The organism is Urbifossiella limnaea, assembly GCF_007747215.1.
In the GTDB taxonomy this organism is placed as follows: domain Bacteria; phylum Planctomycetota; class Planctomycetia; order Gemmatales; family Gemmataceae; genus Urbifossiella; species Urbifossiella limnaea.
This window is the reverse complement of record NZ_CP036273.1, coordinates 2,132,695-2,152,845: the sequence shown is the minus strand read 5'-3', so window position 1 is coordinate 2,152,845 and position 20,151 is coordinate 2,132,695. Positions and strand designations below refer to the sequence as shown.

Annotated in this window: 15 protein-coding genes; 4 read left to right on the top strand and 11 right to left on the bottom strand. The window is 68.9% G+C overall.

The annotated features are described in order from the left end of the window. Positions 1-24 precede the first annotated feature (24 nt). On the top strand, positions 25-2,517 hold the full coding sequence (locus ETAA1_RS08535) for a DUF6288 domain-containing protein (protein ID WP_145236331.1): 2,493 nt from the start codon (positions 25-27) through the stop codon (positions 2,515-2,517). Between the two features lie 15 nt (positions 2,518-2,532). On the opposite strand, the gene ETAA1_RS08530 is transcribed toward ETAA1_RS08535, so the two are convergent. The 3 genes from ETAA1_RS08530 to ETAA1_RS08520 all read right to left on the bottom strand — a co-directional run bounded on the left by ETAA1_RS08530 (position 2,533) and on the right by ETAA1_RS08520 (position 6,290). Further along, complete coding sequence (locus ETAA1_RS08530; RefSeq protein WP_145236328.1) at positions 2,533-4,179, bottom strand: YHYH protein; 1,647 nt, start codon at positions 4,177-4,179, stop codon at positions 2,533-2,535. Positions 4,180-4,275: 96 nt separating this feature from the next. Beyond that, the gene (locus tag ETAA1_RS08525; RefSeq protein ID WP_145236327.1) at positions 4,276-5,748 is read right to left on the bottom strand and encodes a metallophosphoesterase family protein; all 1,473 of its coding nucleotides are present in this window, start codon (positions 5,746-5,748) and stop codon (positions 4,276-4,278) included. Between the two features lie 14 nt (positions 5,749-5,762). Then, the gene (locus tag ETAA1_RS08520; RefSeq protein ID WP_145236326.1) at positions 5,763-6,290 is read right to left on the bottom strand and encodes a metallophosphoesterase family protein; all 528 of its coding nucleotides are present in this window, start codon (positions 6,288-6,290) and stop codon (positions 5,763-5,765) included. Here ETAA1_RS08520 and ETAA1_RS31705 point away from each other — a divergent pair. Next, positions 6,289-6,432, top strand: coding sequence for a hypothetical protein (locus ETAA1_RS31705; RefSeq protein WP_202920765.1), 144 nt, complete (start codon positions 6,289-6,291; stop codon positions 6,430-6,432). The two genes, ETAA1_RS08520 and ETAA1_RS31705, sit on opposite strands and share 2 nt — an antisense overlap. A 498-nt stretch (positions 6,433-6,930) precedes the next feature. Here ETAA1_RS31705 and ETAA1_RS08515 read toward each other — a convergent pair whose 3' ends face one another. The 3 genes from ETAA1_RS08515 to ETAA1_RS08505 all read right to left on the bottom strand — a co-directional run bounded on the left by ETAA1_RS08515 (position 6,931) and on the right by ETAA1_RS08505 (position 12,129). Then, positions 6,931-8,391 carry a DUF1501 domain-containing protein gene (locus ETAA1_RS08515; RefSeq protein WP_145236323.1) on the bottom strand — a complete coding sequence of 487 codons (1,461 nt, stop codon included), beginning with the start codon at positions 8,389-8,391 and terminating at the stop codon, positions 6,931-6,933. 14 nt (positions 8,392-8,405) lie between these two features. Continuing rightward, entirely contained in the window at positions 8,406-10,661 is a 2,256-nt protein-coding gene (locus tag ETAA1_RS08510; RefSeq protein ID WP_202920764.1) for a PSD1 and planctomycete cytochrome C domain-containing protein, read from the bottom strand. Between the two features lie 145 nt (positions 10,662-10,806). After that, positions 10,807-12,129, bottom strand: coding sequence for an ankyrin repeat domain-containing protein (locus ETAA1_RS08505; protein ID WP_145236318.1), 1,323 nt, complete (start codon positions 12,127-12,129; stop codon positions 10,807-10,809). A 97-nt stretch (positions 12,130-12,226) separates the two neighbouring features. Between ETAA1_RS08505 and ETAA1_RS08500 the strand changes: the two genes are divergently transcribed. After that, a complete protein-coding gene (locus ETAA1_RS08500; protein WP_145236316.1) occupies positions 12,227-13,357 on the top strand; it encodes an IS3 family transposase in 1,131 nt (376 codons plus the stop codon). Positions 13,358-13,546: 189 nt separating this feature from the next. Then, positions 13,547-15,076, top strand: a complete 1,530-nt coding sequence (locus ETAA1_RS08495; RefSeq protein WP_202920205.1) for an IS1380 family transposase — start codon at positions 13,547-13,549, stop codon at positions 15,074-15,076. Positions 15,077-15,276: 200 nt separating this feature from the next. Here ETAA1_RS08495 and ETAA1_RS31700 read toward each other — a convergent pair whose 3' ends face one another. From ETAA1_RS31700 to ETAA1_RS08480, 5 genes are all read right to left on the bottom strand, one after another. Next, a complete protein-coding gene (locus tag ETAA1_RS31700; RefSeq protein ID WP_202920763.1) occupies positions 15,277-15,627 on the bottom strand; it encodes a hypothetical protein in 351 nt (116 codons plus the stop codon). A gap of 27 nt (positions 15,628-15,654) precedes the next feature. Beyond that, positions 15,655-16,482 carry a YncE family protein gene (locus ETAA1_RS31695; RefSeq protein WP_202920762.1) on the bottom strand — a complete coding sequence of 276 codons (828 nt, stop codon included), beginning with the start codon at positions 16,480-16,482 and terminating at the stop codon, positions 15,655-15,657. A 9-nt stretch (positions 16,483-16,491) separates the two neighbouring features. Further along, the gene (locus tag ETAA1_RS31690; RefSeq protein ID WP_202920761.1) at positions 16,492-17,244 is read right to left on the bottom strand and encodes a YncE family protein; all 753 of its coding nucleotides are present in this window, start codon (positions 17,242-17,244) and stop codon (positions 16,492-16,494) included. A 214-nt stretch (positions 17,245-17,458) separates the two neighbouring features. Beyond that, the gene (locus ETAA1_RS08485; RefSeq protein WP_202920760.1) at positions 17,459-18,706 is read right to left on the bottom strand and encodes a DUF1501 domain-containing protein; all 1,248 of its coding nucleotides are present in this window, start codon (positions 18,704-18,706) and stop codon (positions 17,459-17,461) included. Positions 18,707-18,856: 150 nt separating this feature from the next. Next, complete coding sequence (locus tag ETAA1_RS08480; RefSeq protein WP_145236311.1) at positions 18,857-20,080, bottom strand: sialate O-acetylesterase; 1,224 nt, start codon at positions 20,078-20,080, stop codon at positions 18,857-18,859. Positions 20,081-20,151: the final 71 nt, after the last annotated feature.

The following is a 20,151-nucleotide window of genomic DNA, read 5'->3' as shown; positions in this document are numbered from 1 at the left end:
CCCACTCCGGAGGCGAGAGCCCCGATGCGCACCGATCTTTTCCGCCGCCTCCCGGTGGTCGCGGCCTTCGCGGTCGTGGCCGTACCTGTGGTGTTCGCCCAGCCGCAAGCGGGACCGCCGGACCTCACGAAAGACGCGAAAGTCGATCGTAAGCTGACGTACAACCTCGGCGCCACCGGGCTCCGCGGGTGGATCTACACCAAACCGGCCAACTTCTTCGAGAGCCAGCAAGGCCGCACCACGACCGCCAGCCGGCAGATTCTCGTCACGCACGTCGGCGCGAATTCGCCGGCCGACGGAGTGGTGAATCTCGACGACGTGATCCTCGGCGCCAACGGCAAGCCGTTCGCCGACGATGCCCGCAAGAGCCTGGCCCTCGCGATCCAGGACGCCGAGGGAGGCGCCCGCGACGGCCGGCTCGGGCTGACGGTTTGGCGCGGTGGCAAGGCGGAGGAGGTGCAGTTGAAACTGCGAGTCTTCGGCCGGTACGGCGAGACCGCTCCGTACGACTGCGCGAAGTCCCGCCGCATCTTCGACGAGGCCTGCGCCGTGTTGGCGAGGGAGCCGCTGAAGGACGACATTTGGGGCGCGGTGAACGGCCTCGCGCTGCTCGCCACGGGGGACCCGGACTACCTCCCCCGCGTCCGCGAACTCGCCCGGAAGATGGCGCCGCCGACGCTCCGGCTGCAACTCCGCGACGGGATGGTGATCTGGGACTGGGGCTACCGCACCGTGTTCCTGTGCGAATACTACCTCCTCACCCGCGACCCCGAGGTGTTCCCGGCGATCCGGGAGTACACGATCACGCTCGCCAAGGGGCAGAGCCTGTACGGCACCTACGGCCACGGCGTCTCCCGCCTCACCGCCGACGGCAAACTCCACGGCTCGATCCCGCCGTACGGCCCGGTGAACGCGGCGGGGTTGGTGGCCAACCTGGCGATCGTGCTGGGCAAGCGGTGCGGGGTCGAGCACCCGGAGATCGACCCGGCGGTCGAGCGGGCGTCACGGTTCTTCGGCTACTTCGTGGACAAGGGCGCGGTCCCGTACGGCGAGCACATGCCGTGGCCGAACCACGACAACAACGGCAAGAACGCCATGGCCGCGCTGCTGTTCGCGCTCCAGGGCACCCGGACGCGGGAGACGCACTACTACGCCAAGATGGTGACCGCGTCGTTCCGGAACCGGGAGTACGGGCACACCGGGCAGGGGTTCAGTTACCTGTGGGGCGCGCTCGGGGCCGGTGCTGGCGGACCCGACGCGGCGGCCGCGTTCTTCCGCGAGTCGTCCTGGCACTTCGACCTCGTCCGCCGGTCCGACGGGTCGTTCACGTACGACGGCGGCGAGCAGTACGGGCCGGGCAAGACGGACGACAACACCTACTACGGCAAGAGCGGGTACTACGGCCTCAGCCCGACCGCCAGCTACGTCCTCACCTACGCGCTGCCGCTGAAGAAGCTCCTCGTCACCGGCCGGGACGCGGACCCGAAGACGTGGCTGACCCGCCGGGACGTGGCCGAGGCGGTCGCGTCGGGCCGGTTCGACCTGGACCGCAAGACGAAGACGGCCGATGAACTCATCACCGCCCTCGGCGACTGGTCCCCGGTGGCCCGAGGGTGGGCGGCGGAGGAACTGGCGAAGCGGCCGGAGAAGAAGGCGCTCGTACCCCGGCTCGTCGCCCTGGCCGAAGGTCCGGACGCCCGCACGCGGCAGGGCGCCGTGGAGGCGCTCGGCTACATCAAGCCGGCCGAGGCGCTCCCCGTGCTGGTCCGGTCGCTCACCCACGAGGACCGGTGGCTACGGGTGAAGGCGGCGAACGCCCTCAAGAACATGGGCGAGGCGGCGCGGCCGGCGGTCCCGGCGATGCTCAAGGCGGTGGTCGATACCGCCGAGCCACTGACGCCGGTCGTGTGGGACGACCCGATCCAGCTCACCCACGGCGAACTGGCGGCGGCGCTGTTCCAGGGGCTGCTGCGCACGTCGATCAAGGGCGTCGACCCGGAGTTGCTTTACCCCGCGATCCGGGCGGTGTCGAAGAACGCCGACGGCATGGCCCGGGCCACCCTCACGCACACCTTCACCGACCTGCTCACGCTAAAGGACGTGGAGGCGCTGGCCCCGGACATCCTGGAAGCTGTCGCCGTTCCCTGCCCGGCCGACACGATGTTCGCCAACGAGATCCGCATGGCCGGCGTCCGGGTGCTCGCCAAGTACCGGTTCCGGGAAGGGATTCGGGCCGCCGTGACGCTCGCCCGCACGCAGAGCGCGCACGGCAGCGAGAGCCGCACCGGCGAGATCATGCGCGAACTCCTCCGCTACGGCACCGCCGCGAAGGCGGTGCTCCCCGAACTACGGCAACTGGTCGTGCAGTTCCGGGAGGAGCGCGACTTCCCCGACTGGGCGAAGAAGCAAAAGATCGCCTCGCTGGAGGCGGCCATCACGGCGATCGAGGCCACGACCACCGAGCCCGAGCTGCGGAGCATCCCGCCAGGGCGCACCGGCGGGGGCCCGAAGAACTGACCCGTCCCGACCCGGTCACGGCCCCTTCGGCTGACCCCGGCGGGCGCTCCGCGGGTCGGGCGTGCCGGCGAACCCGCCGATCAGGTAGGGGTACTTCCCCGGCGTGACGTGGTAGTGCCAGCCGCGGTCGTCGTCGTAGCGCATGTTGAACGCGTCGAGCGGGGTCGCGGTGTCGTCCTTGGCCATCAGCCCCTTGGCCACGTACGGGCCGTACAGCGGGAAGCCGTCGAGGGCGAACCCGATGAGCGGGGAGTGGCCCTCGCCGTCGTCGGCGAACGGCGACTTCACGCACACCGGGTACTTGTGGTAGTGGTACATGTTGGTCGGCGTCGGGTGGCCGCAGCAGCGGTCGAGGATGTCGATGGCCTCCGACCCCTCCATGTCGAACGGGTTGAAGAAGGCGACGCCGTTGACCGCGAACCCGATCGGCCCCGTCGGCAGCGCCCGGTTCGCGTTCGTCTTGTCCATCGCCGCTGCCCGCGGGTTCCGGACGGGGGTGAGCGGCAGGTAGTAAGTCTGGTCGTGCTCCTGGATCGCGTTCGGCCCGGCGCCGCGGCCCGGGAAGAGCGCCGTCGGGTGGTTCGGGATGTTGCGGGCGTGGACGATCAGCTCCTTCCCGTCCTTGAACTCCAGCACCACGTTGTCGGGCAGGAACCGGTCCTTGTCGACCCGGTTCCCCCTCAGATCGAGGTGCCCCTCGCGGAGCCACGCGGTCATGTTCTCGGCGAACGGGTTCGAGAGGCGGCCGTCCATGTAGTAGAGGCGGCCGGCGTTCTTCGCCGTCACCACCAGGGTCGCCGGGCGCTCGGTCATACCCGGGTCCGGGTCGTAGTACCACCGGCCGCCGAGCGGGACGAGCGACTTTAGGCTCGGCGCCGGGCCGGCCGCGGTCTTCACGACCGTCGGGGCGTCGGCGGGGGCCGGGATCGGGGTCAGCGCGAAGTCGGTGACGTAGAACTCGGACCCTGTCTCCGCCTTTGCCAAGCCGCCCTTGAACCCGACGCCGACGGCGAGCGTGTCGATCTCGGCGAACGGGAGGCGGAACTCAATCGCGTACGTCCGCCACACCGCGCCGCCGTTCTTGAAGTACCGGCCGTTCGCGGCGAGGTCGGCGCGGTCGCGCTCGACGAGGTGGTCGATCCGCTGCGTCACGCCGTCGAGCGGGTTCGTTCCCTGCTTGCCGAAGTACTCGACCCGGAGGAACAGGCCGTCCCTGGCGACTGCGAAGCCCGGCTCCGCCAGCCCGCGGACGGTGAAGCGGAACCACTTCCCGACGCCGCCCGCGAACCCGGTCACCCGCTGCGTGACCGCCCCGGCGCGCGAGCCGTCCGGGTTCACGTCCTTCCCCGAGTACAACGCCACGCCGGCCGCCGAGTCCTCGCCGGAGGCGCCGCACCACACCCACGCCGCGTCGCCCTCGAGCGCGTACCCGGCCGGGATCTTCGGGTCCACGCTCTTGGCCATTAACCGCGGGTTCTGAATGAGCCCGGCAGGTGGCTCCGTGAGATCGACCTTGAGCGCGTCCGGCCGCTCCCGCGCCTCCTTCGGCCCCTTGAACTTTCCCGGCGGCACCTTGCCGCCGCCCGGTGGCGGCTGCGACGACGCCAGCCCGACGACCACGGCCGAGAACACCACAGCGGCGAGCATTCCACTGATGCGCACGAGCGACTCCGGGACATAGGGGTGCGCGGGCGGTTCTCCGCCGGCCGTCGCCCACCACCAAAACGGGAGTGAGGCCGCGCCCGAGACACCCCGGCGTCAGTCCGGCGGCGGCCCGCCGGCGGTGAAGCGGTGAGCGACCTGTCCGTTGCGCCGCTCCGCGGTCTCCGCCGCGGGGAGGTAGGTGCGGACGTACTCGCCGGTCGCGCCGGCGGGGCCGACCGTCACCCGGACGTGACCGGCCGGCGAGAGGAACGTGCCGCGGACGTAGCCGTACTCGTCGGCGCTTCGGACGCGGTCGGGACCGCCCGCGTGCCCGGGTTGCGGGACCATCACGTACGCCAAGCCGTCGAGCTCCTGGTGGGCGTAGAAGTGGTCGTGCCCGTGGAACACGGCCGAAACCTTGTGCGTCACGAGCAGCTGGTGGATGGGGGCCGGCCAGCCGGGCCGATGCTCCTTGAAGGCGTCGCGGCCGTCCTTCCCTTTGCCGCCCCACTCGTACAGGACCGCCGCTTCGGCCCCGCCACGGGCCGAGTCGTCCAGCCCGCCGACGAGGTGGTGGATGAACACGAACTTCGACTTCGCCTTCGACCCGGCCAGCGTCGTCGCCAGCCAGTCGTACTGCTCCTTCCCGAGCGTCCGCGCCGAGTTCCCCTCGGCCGTCTTGTTCTTCCCCCGGGTGCGGCCGGTGGTCGAGAACGGGTCGAGGGCGACGAGCAGCGCGTCGCCCCACTCCCAGGCGTAGTAGTTGTCCGGCGACCCGACGTGCTTCCGGGCGGTGGCGTTGCCGGTGTAGAACCCGTCCGGCCGGGGGTTCGGGAACAGCCTCTTGCGGGCCATCGCCGACCACACGGGCATGCTGTCGTGCGTGCCGTCCTCGCGGTCGAGCCGCTCGCCGTCGTGGTTGCCGAGGACGAGGAAGAGGGGCGCCGAGTGGGCGATGCGGCCGAAGTAGTACCGCTGGGCGACGTACTGCGGCAGCGAGTCGGTGTGCGTGGGGTACTTGTCGGTCATGAACGTGTCGCCGAGGTCGATGTGGAAGTCGGTGCCGCCGGCGAGGGCGTTGGCGAGCGTGCGCTCGTACACGGCCGGGCGGGTGCCGGAGTCGAGGTGCGAGTCGGCCTGGAGGGTGAAGTGGAAACTCGACCCCGGCGGGCGGGCCGTGTGGAACGACCGCTCCTCGCCGGGGGCGAACTCGCCGCCGGGCGCGCGGGAGTGGAGGCGGTAGAAGACGCGGGCGTTCGGCGGCAGGTCGGCCAACACGAACTCGACCGGCGTGACTGCCGCCAGCGGGCGGGGCGGCGTCTTGTGCGGGTGGTTCCCCGCCGCGGGGCCGTAGCTGATGAAGGCCTCCGCCGGCTGGTACGCCATCACGCTGGCGGTGACGGACGTGTCGGTCGGGCGGCCGAGGATCACGTCGAACGGCCCGGCGTTCGGCGGCGACCCGGAGAACACGTGGGCCGGGCCGCCGGCCTTCTCCTTCCCCTTCTGGGCGACGGCGGCCGGCGGCCCTACGGCGGCGGAAACGGCGACGGCGGCCGCGACGGCGGCACTCAACGGCAGGACGCGCACGGCGGGCCTCGGGGTCAGGGGCGGGGGCGGATCGTGTAGGCGTGGGCCACGTCGCCAGTCTTGCGGGTCGCCGTCTCGTCCTTCGGCAGGTAGCAGCGGACGTACTCGACGGCGGCCTCGTCCGGCCCGACCGTAACCCGCAGGTAGCCGGCGTTCGGCAGCTTCACCCCGGAGGTGTAGGCGTCGGCGTTGTACGTCGAATACCCGTGGTCTGCCGGGAGCGGGGCTTCCTGGTACACGACCCCGTCCCGCTCCTGTTTGCAGAACAGGTGGTCGTGCCCCTGGAAGAACGCGCTCACCTTGTGCCGGGCCATCAGCTGGTGGATCGGCAGTTCCCACCCGGGCCGGCGGCGTCGGAACTCGTCGGCCGCGCCCTTCCCGCGGGTGCCGCCGCCCCACTCGTACAGCTCCGACGCCTCCACCCCGCCGCGGCCGGTGCCCATGACGTGGTGGGCGTACACGAACGTGTACCGGGCGGTGCTCGTCTCGAGCGTCCGCTTGAACCAGCGGTACTGCTCGTCGCCGATGGTGATGCCCCACATGTCCCGGTTCTACGTGGTGCAGCGGCTCCGCGGGTACGCGGCCGCCATGACCGCTGATTTGGGCGGGGAAGCGAACCGGCCCGGCCCGGGCGTCCGCCCGCCGGGTCGCGTGGCGACGCCGCAGACGCTCCGGCTGCCGTAGGCGGGTCGTCTACCGGCGCGACCGTCCTGGGCGGCACGAGAACCACAGACTCCCGCGGTATTCCGGACCGATTCGGTCGCGTTGACGAGTGCGACGAGGAGGCGTGGGCACAGACGGTGTTGCGGTGGAGCAACTGGAGTACGAAGAGGTGGATGGTGGTGACCGTGTCGAGTAGCCGCTCTCGCCACGAGTGGCCCACCTCCTGGCAGAGCCGCCGGATGACATCCGGGGAGAGGACGGCGGCGATGTCAGCGCGGATCTGCTGCAACGCGGCTGTCGGAGAGAAGATCGTCCCGACCTGCTGGGCAAGAACCGAAAGTCAGGATAGGCGTGGCGTTGCGGCGAATCTTAACGGCATTCCGGGAGAGCCCGAATTCCGTGCGACTCACCAAGTACTCGGCGGGGTCGGGAATCCTGCCAAGGACAGAATAGACACCATCACCCGAATCGTGAATCAGACTTTGCGGCTGCCGTGGTCAGGATCGAGGACGGGGCCGGCTACTTCAACACACCCCGTATGACGCTGCCGGCCACGTCGGTAAGACGGTAGTCCCGGCCGCTGTACCGGAACGTGAGCCGCTCGTGGTCGAGGCCCATGAGGTGCAAGATCGTGGCGTGCAGGTCGTGGACGTGAACCCGGTTCTCGACCGCGGAGAGGCCGAACTCGTCGGTCGCACCGTAACTCGTCCCCGGCTTCACCCCGCCGCCGGCCATCCACACGGTGAATCCGTAGTGGTCGTGGTCCCGGCCCTTTGCTCCCTCCGACGTCGGGGCCCGGCCGAACTCGCCACCCCACACGACCAGCGTCTCGTCGAGTAGGCCGCGTCGCTTGAGGTCGGCGAGCAGTCCCGCGATCCCCTGGTCGCAGGCCCGGGCCAGTGCGGCGTGGCCCCGGGCGATGTCGTCGTGGCCGGTGTCCCAGGCGATGTCGTACCCGTCGATCGAGTGGGACAACTGCACCACCCGGACGCCCTGCTCGACGAGCCGCCGGGCCAACAGACAGCTCTTTGCGAACTCACCCGGGCCGTACAGGTCCAGGGTCTCCTTCGTCTCGCCGGCGGTGTCGAACACCTCGGGCACCGCCGTCTGCATGCGGAACGCCAGTTCCATCGACTCGATACTCGCTTCCAGCTGCGCGTCCTGCTCCGACCGCTCGAGGTGGAGCCGGTTCAGGCGGGCCAGCAGGTCGGCCTGTTGGAGCTGGGCGGCCGGCAGGAGCGAGGCGTTGCGCAGGTGGGCCACCACCGCGTCCGGCTTCATCTGGGCGACGTTCACGTAGGTGCCGGCGTACGCGCCGGGGAGGAACGCGCTGCCCCAGTTGGCCAGCGTCCCCCGCGGCTGCGCGCGGGGCGACATGGCCACGAACCCGGGGAGGTTCCGGTTCTCCGACCCCAACCCGTACACCAGCCACGCCCCCAGGCTCGGGCGGGTCGGCTGGAGGTGGCCGAGGTTCATCATCAGGATCGCGCTGGCGTGCTCCGGGAGGTCCGTGTGCATCGAGTGGACGAAGCAGATGTCGTCCACGCACCCGGCCACCCGCGGGAAGATGTCGCTCACCCACTTCCCGGCCGCGCCGTACTGCTTGAACCCGAACGGGGACGGCATGAGCCCGCCCTTGGTGTTGCGGAGCGAGCGGCGGTCCACCAGCGTCGGCCGCTGGCCGGCGTTCGCCGCCAGGGCCGGCTTGTGGTCGAACGTGTCCACCTGGGACGGGCCGCCGGGCATGAACAGCTGGATGACCCGCTTCGCCCTCGGCGCGAAGTGGGGCAGCCGAGGTGCCAGTGGGGAGAGTGGCGAGAGCGGCGCGGGCGCCTCGGCCGCCGCGAGCCGACCCGCGTCGGCCAGGACCGCCGTCAGCCCGAGGGTGCCGAAGCCCGCGCCGAGTTGGTTCAGGAACTGGCGGCGCGAGGGGGTGGCGAAGGCCGCGCGGACGGCCGCCTCGTGGGCGAGGAACGTCATTCCCGGTCTCCTCGTCAGCGGGACTGCATGAACTCGTACGACCCCAGCAACGCCTGGGCGTATCGGGGCCACGCCTCGGCCTCGTTGCCGGCGGCGAGGAAGGCCTTCGCCGCCGCCCGCTCGTCGTCGGTCACCGGCCGCCCGTACAGGAGGGCGTAAGCCCGGTCGATGCGGGCGTCGGTCGTCCGCGCCTCGCCCGTCAGCCGGGCGGCGAGCGCCTTTCCACGGGCGGCCATGAACGGGCTGTTCAGCAGGAACAGAGCCTGCTGGGGCACCGTGCTCGACGACCGCTCCGACACGGTGGCTCGGGCGGACGGGAAATCGAACAGTCTGAGGAATTCGTCCGCCGGCAGCTTGTCTCCGTTGCGGCTGACGGCGGCGTACAGGGTGCGGCGCGGGCTGCTCAGGATGTCGTGGACGGCCGGACCGCCGACGGTGCGATCCAGTTCGCCCGTGACAGCCAGGAGGCTATCTCGCCACGCCTCCACCTCCAGCCGCCGCGGCGACATCCGCCAGAGGTAGCGGTTGTCGCCGTCCACTCGGAAACCGGCCGCGTCGAACTGGCTGCTGCGCCGGTACGCGTCGGAAAGCATGACGAGGCGGTGCAGTTTCTTCAGCGACCACCCGTCCGCAACGAACCGGGCGGCGAGCCAGTCGAGCAACTCGGGGTGACTCGGCTTCTCCCCGAGCAGCCCGAAGTTGCTCGGGGTGGCGACGAGCGGCCGGCCGAAGTGGTGCTGCCAGACGCGGTTGACCATGACGCGCGCCGTCAGCGGATTGGTCGGGCTGGCGATCGCCTCGGCGAGTTGCTGCCGCCCGCTCCCGGTCGTCCACGCGGCCGGGTTCGGCCCGGCGAGGGCTGTCAGGAACCGCCGCGGGACGAGCGGCCCGGGCTTCCGCGGGTCGCCGCGGATGGCCAGGTGCATGTCCGCCGCACCCGCGTCCTCGACCGCGTGGACGCGCGGGAGCGCGGGCGGGGTGGCGGCCTTCAGCCGGGCCACGTCCGCCTCCAGTTCCTTGCGCCGGGCCGGGTCGGAGTCCTTGGCGGTCTTGAGCGCCGCGGTCGCCGCGTCGAGCGACTTTTTGTGGTCGGCCGCCCGCTTCTGTTCGGCCCGCGGGGCGAGGACGCGGTCCGCCGACCTTGTGTTGTTGAACACCGCCGCGAGGGCGTAGTACTCGGCCTGCGGGACCGGGTCGAACATGTGGTCGTGGCACCGGGCGCAACTGACCGTCAGGGCGAGGAAGCCGCGGGTGACCGTATCCACGCGGTCGTCCAGCGTTTCGGCCCGCGCTTTCGCCACGCTCTCCGGGTCGCCGCCGTCGGACTGGTACGTGGGACCGACGGCGAGGAACCCGGTGGCCGCGGCGGCCTCGGGTGCGTCGCGCAGCAGGTCGCCGGCGATCTGCTGTTTCACGAACGCGTCGTACGGCAGGTCGTCGTTGAGCGCCTTCACGACCCAGTCGCGGTAGCGCCACGCCTCGGGGAGCGGGGCGGGGTCGAGGAAGCTGCCGTGGCCGTCGCTGAACCGGGCCACGTCGAGCCAGTGCCGGCCCCACCGCTCGCCGTAGTGCGGCGACGTCAGCAGGCGGTCGATCAGCCTCGGGTAGGCGTCCGGGGAATCGTCCGCTACGAAGGCCTCGACCTCCTCCGGCGTCGGCGGCAGGCCGAGGAGGTCGAGGGTGGCGCGGCGGACGAGGGTCCGGCGGTCGGCGGGCGGGGCCGGCTTCAGCCCCTTCGCGGCGAGCGTGGTGAGGACGAACCGGTCGATCGGGTGACCGGCCCCGGCGCCCGCCGGTGCGGGCGGGTCGGTCGCCTTGACCGGTTGCCACGCCCAGTGCCTGAGCCGTTCCGGCGTGAGAACTCCGACCTCGGGGGGCACGACCGGGCGGGCGGCGGTCGCCGGCCAGTACGCGCCGGCCTCGACCCACCTCGTCAGGATGGCGATCTCGTCCGCGGGCAGTTTCCCGGTCGGGGGCATCTCCAGGCCGTCGTAGCGGACGGCCTTTAACAGCAGGCTCGTCGCCGTCTTTCCGGGGACCAGTGCCGGCCCGCTGTCCCCCCCCTTGAGGATCGATTCGCGTGAGTCGAGTGTCAGGCCGCCCTTCGCCTTCTTGGCGGCCTGGCTGTGACACGAGTAGCACCGGTCGGACAGGACTGGGCGGACTTTCGACTCGAAGAACGCGGCCTGATCCTCCTCCGGCCCGTCGGCGCGGGTGGTCGGGGGTGTGAAAAACAGGAACACGGTCGCGAGGGCGAGCGGCGTGCGCATGAGCGGCTTGGTCCCCGACGACCGTCTTCCGGGGCTGGATTCGGATCGATGGTACATGATACCCGATTCCAGAACCCTTGCCCGTGGTACTTTTCCGGCAACGCCGTCGCACGCGACGGCCGAGTCGAACCCGACCGCCGATTCTCTACTTCCTGGCGTGCTCGCGGATCAACCGGGCCATCTGTGGCCGCTGCGGTTCGATCAGTTTGAGGTCCAGGTTGAGACCGACAGCGGCATCGATACCGGTGTAGAAGTTCGACAGGTCTTGGTTCCAGGCCGATGAAACCACGTCGAGCGCTGTTTCCCCTCGGCCGTTCATGGCCGCGACGCTCGCGCCCTTGTCCAGGAGGAGGCGGACCACCTCGGCGCGACACAGGAACGCCGCGACGTGGAGCGGCGTGTTGCCGTCACCGTTCGTGCCGGACACGTCCGCCCCGGCGTCGATCAGGTATCGGGCGATCTCCAGTTTGCCGTGTAGCGCGGCAGTGATCAGCGGCGTAGACCCATCGGCACGCCGCGCGGTGACTGCGGCCTTGGTGGGGAGGAGCGACTTCACCCCGGCCAGATCGCCCTTACGGACCAACGCGGCCAGAGGATCCTGTGACGGGGGAACGTGGGCCTGATCCAACTCGCGTTTCAACCCCGCCGCGGAGGTCGCGTCCGTCGTGACGTGGAAGATGAAATCGTTACTGCACATCCCGTCCGGCACCTGCACCTGCAGGAGGTGCATCCCCACGGGCGGTAGCGACGAGAGGGTGATGACGACCGTTTCGCCTGCCCCCCGCCGCACGGAGCCGGACGCGCGCCGGCCATCGACGAACAGGTGCGCGTCGTCGCCGAAGTGCTGGCCGCTGACGGTCATGCCCTTCTGCCCGGCGTGCAGGATCGGGAACACCTGCCGCCCGCGCTGCCGCTCGATCGGCCCCTCGGTCCAGATCGCCGGCGGGGGGTGATCGACGGTCGCCTTCACCCCGTGACGGGCGGTGAACGTACCTACGAACTCGCCCGCCGCCGCGAGTGTGATCAACCCCTTCCGGCTGACGGCACCGCGGGCGGCGCCTTTCGTGACGTAGCTGCCCCCCTTGTGTCCGGCATCGAACTGCATCGCCACCGGAGTTGCGGCCCGGTTCTTGAGGAACACGCTTTCGCCTTCCAGTACGACGGCGCCGTCGGCCGAAGCCGCTTCGAGGGCACCCAGCAGGTCGGTCGTCAGGTCGGCGTCGGCCGTCTGCATGTTAAGGGTCACCTGGCGGGCGAATGCCCCGGAGAACCCGGTGCTCCCTTCCAGCACCATGTCCCACACCGGGTCGAACCGTGTGCGGCCGCGCCAGGAGAACTGCCACACGCTCCGCTCGGGCGTGCCTTGTTCGGCGACCCGCCGGTAGAAGTCGAAGTCGATGACGTTCAACCGCCCCTGCGGGAGGATCAGCCACCGGTCGTACGCCCCCCGCCAGGTGGGTGCGTCCATCCCGGTCCCGGGGGTGTTGGTGCTCACTATGGTGGACCCCGAAAACTGGACCACCGGATAGGCTTCTATCAGGTGGTCCCATCGGAGGGTCCGAGCGATGGGCAAGACGAACCGAACGCACACCCCGGCCTTCAAAGCACAGGTCGCACTGGCGGCCATCAAGGGCGACCGCACCATCAGCGAAGTCGCGGCGCATTACGAGATCCACGTCAACCTCGTGGCCCACTGGAAGAAGCAACTGCTCGAAGGAGCGGCGGCCGTGTTCGACTCCCGGGGCAAGAACACACCGCCGCCCGACGACCCCAAGGTGGCCGAACTGTACGAGCAGATCGGGCGGCTCCAGGTGGAGCTGGCCTTCGTGAAAAAAAATCTCCCGGCCTCGGTTGAGTGGAAGCGGCTTCAGGTCGAGCCGGCCCACCCGCAGTTGAGTGTGCGTCAGCAGTGCGAACTCCTGGAGTTGAACCGGTCGAGCATTTACTACGAGCCGGCCCAGGCGGACCCCGAGGACGTGCGGCTGATGACGCAGATCGACCGGCTGCATACCGAGAGCCCGTTCTACGGGTCGCGGAAGTTGGCGGTGGAGCTGAGCACGCCGGAGTCGCCGGTGAACCGCAAGCGGGTGCAGCGGCTGATGCGTCTGATGGGACTGGAAGCCTTGTATTGCCGGCCCCGGACGACGGTGACATCGCGGTGTCACAAGGTGTACCCGTACCTGCTGAGGAACCTGGCGGTCGAGCGTCCGAATCAGGTGTGGAGCGCGGACATCACGTACGTGCCGATGCCGTCGGGTTTCATGTACCTGGCGGCGACGATCGACTGGTTCAGCCGGTTCGTGGTGTCGTGGAAGTTGTCGAACACGCTGGACGGGTCGTTCTGCCAGGAGATGTTGGAGGAGGCGTTGGCCCGAGGGACGCCGTCGGTGTTCAACACGGACCAGGGGGTGCAGTTCACGGCAACCGCCTGGACGAGCCGGTTGGAGGATGCGGGCGTGTCGGTGAGCATGGATGGGAAGGGCCGGTGCCTGGACAACATCTTCGTCGAATGGTTGTGGCGAAGTGTGAAGTACGAGTACGCTTATCCATGCCGCCCCGAGACGGTGCGGGAGTTGGAACGCGGTCTGAGGGAGTACTTCGGGTTCTACAACGAGCGGCGGATTCATCAGTCGCTCGCATACCGAACCCCCGCTGACGTGCATCAGCAGGAGAGCCGAAGACCCCAGGAGAGGTAAGAAACGCGGGCGACAGCCCAGGGGCGCATCCACTTCTCGATGCGTCCGATTTTGGTCTAGACCTTAACGAAGCGTGATCTCAGCCGCGTTGATTGGTCTGCTTCTCAAAATGCTTGAAATCCTCGGCCGTTTCCAGGGTTTGTGGGAGTAGCTGCTTCCCCTTCGCCCGGAATCCACCGAGGAGTTCAAGTGAAGCCCATCTTCCGCTCGTGGTTCCGCTCCCGCAAGTCCCGGATCGAGCGCCGACTCGACACGACACGCGACACCGCCACCCACCGCCCCGTGCTCTCGGCTCGCCCCCTCGACTACGACGTGTCGCGCCGCGACCGGGCCATCGCCCACGGCGGCATCGGGCTCATCCACACCCTCGCCCGGGAGGTCGGGCTACCCCGGGCCATCGACGACCGCCTGCACCTGCTCAAGGTGCACCTCCCCTACCACGAGTCCGACCACGTCCTCAACATCGCCTACAACGCGCTGTGCCACGGGACCTGCCTCCAGGACATCGACCTGCGGCGCAACGACGACGCCTTCCTCGACGCCCTCGGGGCGCGACGCATCCCGGACCCGACCACCGCCGGCGACTTCTGCCGACGCTTCACGGCCGCGGACCTCGACACGCTCCAGGACGCCATCGACGTAGCCCGACGGAACGTCTGGGCCGAGCAGCCCGCGTCGTTCTTCGACCGGGCCACGCTCGACATGGACGGCACGCTCGTCGCGACCACCGGGGCCTGCAAGGCCGGCATGGACATCGCCTACGACGGCACGTGGGGCTACCACCCCCTCGTCGTGACCCTGGCCGAGACCGGCGAGGTGCTGCGGCTGGTGAACCGGCCCGGCAACCGGCCCTCGCACGAGGGGGCCGCCGGCCAGGTCGATCGAGCCATTCTGCTCTGCCTGCGGGCCGGCTTCCGCCGCATCGTCCTCCGCGGCGACACCGACTTCTCGCAGACCGAGCACCTCGACCGCTGGCACGCCCTCCCGTGGGTCCGCTTCGTCTTCGGCTACGACGCCCGGCCCAACCTCCGTGCGGAAGCCGAGGACGTGCCGGCTTCCCAGTGGAAGCCGTTGCGTCGCCCGCCGTGCTACGACGTGAAGACGCGGCCCCGCACACGGCCCGAGGCCGTGAAGGATCGCATCGTCCGCGAGCGTGGCTTCGAGGTCTTACGGCTCAAGTCCGAGGAGGTCGCCGAGTTCGACTACCAGCCGACCGCGTGTGCCAACACCTTCCGCATGGTCGTGGTCCGCAAGCACATCTCGCGTGAGAAGGGGGAGCAGGTGCTGTTCCCCGAGGTGCGGTACTTCTTCTACCTCACCAACGACCGGGACCTCACCGCCGCGGAGGTGGTGTTCGAGGCCAACGCCCGGTGCGACCAGGAGAACCTGCTGGCCCAGTTGCACGGCGGCACGCACGCCCTCGCCGCGCCGGTGGACGCCCTGGTCAGCAACGGGGCGTGGATGGTGATGACGGCCCTGGCGTGGACGTTGAAGGCGTGGTGGGCGTTGCTGCTGCCGGAGTCGCCGGGCCGGTGGCAGGAGCACCACCGGGCGGAGAAGATGCGCGTGCTGCGGATGGAGTTCAGGACGTTCGTGAACGCCTTCGTGACGATCCCGTGTCAGGTGCTCCAGACCAGCCGTCGCGTGGTGTTGCGACTGCTGGGCTGGAACCCGTACCTGATGACGTTCTTCCGCCTGGTGACACGGCTGCGTCAGTGAAGGTTCGTCATCGAAGTCGGGATCCGGATGTCCCGATCCGTGCGCACGCCGAGAGCGACACGCAGGAAGGAGAAGCGGGCGGATGACGTGAGAATCGCGTGGCGAGGCGGAACCAAGAGGGCTCCGCACGGTGAGGGTGTCGCTTCATCGAAGCGCGATCGACTCCGCAACAGACGGCCCAGGTCTCGCTTGTTTAAGGTCTAGACAATGGGGTCCACCGTACACAGGAACGGCATCCGGTGACAGTTCCCGCAAACGTTCGGCGTTGGCTGTTTCGGTTCCAGGTCGCCGTCGACGTGGAACTGCTTGAAGACCGTCTTCGCCCGGTCCGAGACGACGTTGGTGTACGCCCGCCGCTGCGCCGGGGGGTACGGTACGCCGAGCAGGTACTGGGCCATGTCGTCCCGCTCCGTCGCGGACAGCGCGCCGGGTTTGTTCTCGTCGTTGACCGCCGTGTCACCGACCCGGCGCATGGTCGAGGCGAGGCCGCCGTCGATCAGGTGGCGGGGGCTGCTCGAGGGCGTCTCGGCGCGGCTGTTGGGCGGGACCACCTTGTGAACGCTCGCGCTGTTGATCCCTCAGTACGGGTCGCCCGGGATGCCGTCCCAGTGGAACGGGGCCGTGTCAGGCAGGCCGCGGACCGGCATCGTCGAGCGGGGCATGATCTGGTTGCCGCCGGTCACGACCGGCGTGACCAGGACCCAGAGCAACTGGTCGGTGTGGCCGTCCGGGTGGCAGCTCGCGCACGAGAACGTGCCGGTGGTGGACGCGGCCGCCGTGTTGAAGGCGATTCGCCCACGCTTAAAAACCGGGTGCGTGGGGTCTTCCAGGGCGATCGTGGCCACCACCTTCGGGTTCTTCGCGTCGGCCACATCGACCACCGAGACCGTGTTGGCGAGGGCGTTCAGCACCCACGCCTCGGCCGCCTTCCCGGACCGCGATTCGAGCGCGATCCCGCGCGGCCCGGCGCCGACACCGACGCGGCCGAGGACCGCCCCCGTGGCGGTGTCAACCGTGAAGACCTTGTCCGAGGCGGCCGCGGTGGCGACCAGCGTCGAATCGTCGTCGCTCACCTGGACCGCGAACGGGGTCGCCAGCGCCATGCCCGCCGCGGGGTGGTTCGGTGGGAGCGGTTCGAGGTCGAGGAACCGCGGCGCGGTCGCGCGATCGTCCTCGAACCCGACACTCGAGATCCGGTTCAGAAATGCCCGGTTCTCCATCTCCTTGAGCCCGTGCTTCTTCGTCCCGGCTCGGCCGTTCACGTCGTTACGGGCGTCGGTCTGGGCGATGTAGACGCGCCCCTTCGAATCCACGGCGAGGCCATGGAGCAAGGTGCCGAGCGTGTCGATGGTGGCGACGGGCGCGTCGGTCCGGGTGTCGAACACGAACAGGTCGCGGTCGGGCACCCGGGGGTGCTAGACGATGTCCACGACGTGGCCGAGCGACAGGACGTTGTTGTTCTGGATGGAGTGCTTGTACGCGTCGAACGTGACCAGGTTGCCGTCGATCTTGTCGCCGGCGCCGCCGGACAGCTGCGTCTGGTTGTTGGACTCGAACGGAATCACGTAGAGCCGGTCGCCGCGGACCGCGATCGCCCGCGGGTCCTGCGCCGGGATCGTCAACCGCTTCGTGACCGTGCGCGCCGCCACGTCGATCACGGCAATCTGGTTCTCGGCGGACAGGGCGACGTACGCCTTGTCGTTGCTGGCGAACGCGATTCCCACCGGCTCGTCGAACCGGGTCCCCCGGGTCTTCGGGTCGAACTCCTGGACCGTGGCTACGATCTGGAGGTACGTCGGGCTGCCAGGGTCGATGTCGATCACACTCACCGAATCCGAGACGTGGTTCGCCACCCACACTTCCTTGCCGTCCGGCCGCACGGCGACGCCGACGGGATCGACGCCGACATTCACACGCGCCACGATCTTGCGTGCCGTGCGGTCGATCACGTCGAGGGTGCCACTCGGCGTGTTGGCCACGAACACGAGTTCGCCACGAAGTGCGACGGGCGCCGCGTGCGGGCTTTCGAGCGACGGCCGCCCGACGGGAGTCGGCGGACGTGGGGTGTCCGCTTGTCGGACGGCCGGTCGGGCATCCCCTCCGAACCCGTGAGTGCCCGCGGCGGCGACGAGGGTGACGCCGAAAATCACGACCGCGACACGGGACATGGGTCGGCTCAAGGTCATCTCGATTCGCCTCCGGTTGGATCGGGGGAGGGTGCACGAGGCCGTCACCCGGAACCACCGATGCCAGACCATGGGCGAGCTCCTCGACCTGATGTTCGACTGGTTCGAAACCCGCACCAACTTCCGAGTCCAGTCCCAGGTGTCCGCCAAAAAGCACCCGGAAAACGCAGCGAACTCCGCCCTTGGCGGGAGCGATTTAGAACAGTTCTTGAACCGGGGAGCCGTGCGGCAGCATTTTCATCGGCCGCCCTTGCGCCACGAATTCCGCGTGCGGGTCGAGCCCCAAGGCGTGGTAGACCGTGGCGACGAAGTCGGCGACGGACACGGGCCGTTCTGTGGGCACGGCGCCGAAGCGATCGCTGGCACCGACCACGACGCCCGTCTTCACTCCGCCCCCGCCCATCGTGAGGCTGAAGCAATTCGACCAGTGGTCGCGCCCGGGCCCCTTGTTGTCCTTGTTCAGCTTCGGGGTGCGCCCGAACTCACCCGCCGTGATGACGAGCGTGGTGTCGAGCAGCCCGCGGTCGGAAAGGTCGTTCAGCAGGGCGGAATAGCACCGGTCGTAAATCGGTAGCTGCTTGTCGAGGTGTCCGAAGATCCCCCAGTGGTGGTCCCAGGCGTAGATCCCGGTGTCCACGTACCCCTGAATGGTCACGAACCGCACCCCCGCCTCGACCAACCGGCGGGCCAGGAGCATGCCCTGCCCGACTCGGTTGCGCCCGTACGTGTCGCGGACCCGCGCCGACTCGCGCGACAGGTCGAACGCCTCCTTGGCCTTCTGCGAGGTCGCCAGTTGAAAGGCGTGTTCGGTAAACGTGTCCCGCGCGCGAGCGGACTCGGGCGCACTGTCTCGCTCGGCCTGGTAGCGGTCCAGTGTGCGGAGCAGCGTCCGGCGGCCGGCGAGTCGGCTCGGATCGACCTCCGGGACCGGCTCGAATTCCCGCACCGCGAAGGTCGGCGAATTCGGATCCTGGGTGAGCACGTACGGGTCGTATTGGTGGCCGAGGAACCCGCCGAACCCGGGGGCGGTGTGGGAGGGGTGCTTCATGTTCCCCATGTGCACGAACGGGAGGAAGCGGGAGTCCAGCTTCTGCTGCAGGCTGAGAACCGCGCCGATGCCGGGGGCCTGAAGGTTTTTGTCGACCGGGCTGCCGCACATGAGGTGGACGTCGCCTTCGCCGTGGTCGACGGGCTTGGTGGTGTACATCGAGCGGATCAGGGAGAACTTGTCGGCGCAGGCGCGGAGCCCCGGCAACTGATCGCTCAGTTGCAACCCGGTCAGGTTGGTCGCCGCGGGGGAGTACTTCCCGCGGATGTCGTCTGGCGCGTCCGGCTTCATGTCGAACATGTCGACGTGACTGGCCCCGCCTTGCAGGAACAGGAAGATGACGTTGATCTGCTTCTTGCCGCGACTCCTCGACTCGTTCGCCAGGACTCGTGGCAACGACAGCCCCAGCGGGCACAGAACCCCGAGGGATAGGCCCCCGAGTGTGAAAAAGTCGCGACGGGCGACGGGACGCGAGGCCATGTTCATCGAAGTCCGCCGCTGAAGGGGTATGATTCTCGGCAACACGGCTGTCGGTGGGTCGGCCGGCTACCGCTTCTGTTTGTTTCGCAAATCGACCATGGCGGTCGCCAGCGCGTCACCCAGGCGTACGAAGAACTTGCCGCTGCCCATGTAGTGGTAGGGGCGGTCGCTGCCGATCTGGGAGAACTCGACCGGCTGCTTACTCCACGTCCCGTCGGTCCACATTTTGAGCGCGTCCAGGGCGAAGAACGGGTAGCTCTCGACGCTCGCGACGTTATCCTTGAACTCGGGTGCCGCGGCGGCGGCCCGCTGGCCGAGGGACACCGGGTTCTTGTCCACGGCTTCTTTGGTCGCGCTGGTCCCCAGCACGCCGATGACGAACGGCAAGGTCGGAACCTGGTACTCGCTCCGCACGTCCTTCACGAAAGCGATCATGTTGGTCTTGTAGTTGCCGTGGAACGCCGGATCGAACTGGTCGTTGAAGCCCTGGAACCAGACGAACCCGGCGATCTCGTAACCGGCCGCGGCGTCGTACTCGGGGTGGTGCGTCTTCAGGTCCTTGAGCACGTCCCGCACGGCCTCGTTCATCATCCGGTAGTTGAGGCCGGCGTTGTCCTTGATCTTCTGTGCGTCTTTGCCGTTGGCTTGCGCCTTGCTCAGCTCATACGGGCCGGCGGACGGGGGACGGAAGTCGTAGTGAAGAGATTTGCCGCCCCACGAGGCTTTGATCAGCAGGATCGGGGCGTCGGTCTTCTGCTCGAGCGAGAGCCCGAACCCGAGTTCCGGGCCGATTTTCTCGGGGTTGGCACCGTACCCCATGGTCAGCGGCCCCGACCGTTTGTGCCCGTCGGCAATGGACGTGATGTAAACCCGTTTAGAGACGACGAACGCGTCCTTGATCTTCTTGGCCCGGGCATCGACCTTCGCCTGGAGGTCCTTCAACTCGACTTGTGCCCCCGCGACCTTGTCGTCACCCGTGATCTTCTTGGCACGCAAGTCGCCGTCCAGTGCGTCGCGTTTGACGCGGATTTCGAGCATGTCCCGGGCATCCGCGGGCGCGATCGCACCGTCTTTGAAGATCAACTTCGCCAGTTGCTTGACCCCGGGTTCCTCCGCAGTGAGCAGGGCCGGAAGGGTGATGTAATTGGCGTGCCCGACCATGTTCGACTGGCCGGCCATGATGTAGATCTGGAGCTTTTGCTTGGGTGGCTCGGCCGCTTCGACCGGTCTCGAACCGAGCACGGACAGCATCACGGCGCTGGCTACGAACAGCATCGCTCGGGGCAGCATGATGGTCTCCGGGCGCGAATCGTTCCCCGGCGGTCGGAAATGGGGAAGTTGGGTCAGCGTGAAAACAGTCT

Excerpts from the sequence above, each read along its gene's own strand:
- ETAA1_RS08535 (WP_145236331.1), top strand. The coding sequence starts at position 25 with ATGCGCACCGATCTTTTCCGCCGCCTCCCGGTGGTCGCGGCCTTCGCG.
- ETAA1_RS31705 (WP_202920765.1), top strand. The coding sequence starts at position 6,289 with ATGTCCCGGTTCTACGTGGTGCAGCGGCTCCGCGGGTACGCGGCCGCC.
- ETAA1_RS08520 (WP_145236326.1), bottom strand. The coding sequence starts at position 6,290 with ATGTGGGGCATCACCATCGGCGACGAGCAGTACCGCTGGTTCAAGCGG.
- ETAA1_RS08515 (WP_145236323.1), bottom strand. The coding sequence starts at position 8,391 with ATGACGTTCCTCGCCCACGAGGCGGCCGTCCGCGCGGCCTTCGCCACC.
- ETAA1_RS08510 (WP_202920764.1), bottom strand. The coding sequence starts at position 10,661 with ATGCGCACGCCGCTCGCCCTCGCGACCGTGTTCCTGTTTTTCACACCC.
- ETAA1_RS08505 (WP_145236318.1), bottom strand. The coding sequence starts at position 12,129 with ATGGACGCACCCACCTGGCGGGGGGCGTACGACCGGTGGCTGATCCTC.
- ETAA1_RS08500 (WP_145236316.1), top strand. The coding sequence starts at position 12,227 with ATGGGCAAGACGAACCGAACGCACACCCCGGCCTTCAAAGCACAGGTC.
- ETAA1_RS31690 (WP_202920761.1), bottom strand. The coding sequence starts at position 17,244 with ATGTCCCGTGTCGCGGTCGTGATTTTCGGCGTCACCCTCGTCGCCGCC.
- ETAA1_RS08480 (WP_145236311.1), bottom strand. The coding sequence starts at position 20,080 with ATGCTGCCCCGAGCGATGCTGTTCGTAGCCAGCGCCGTGATGCTGTCC.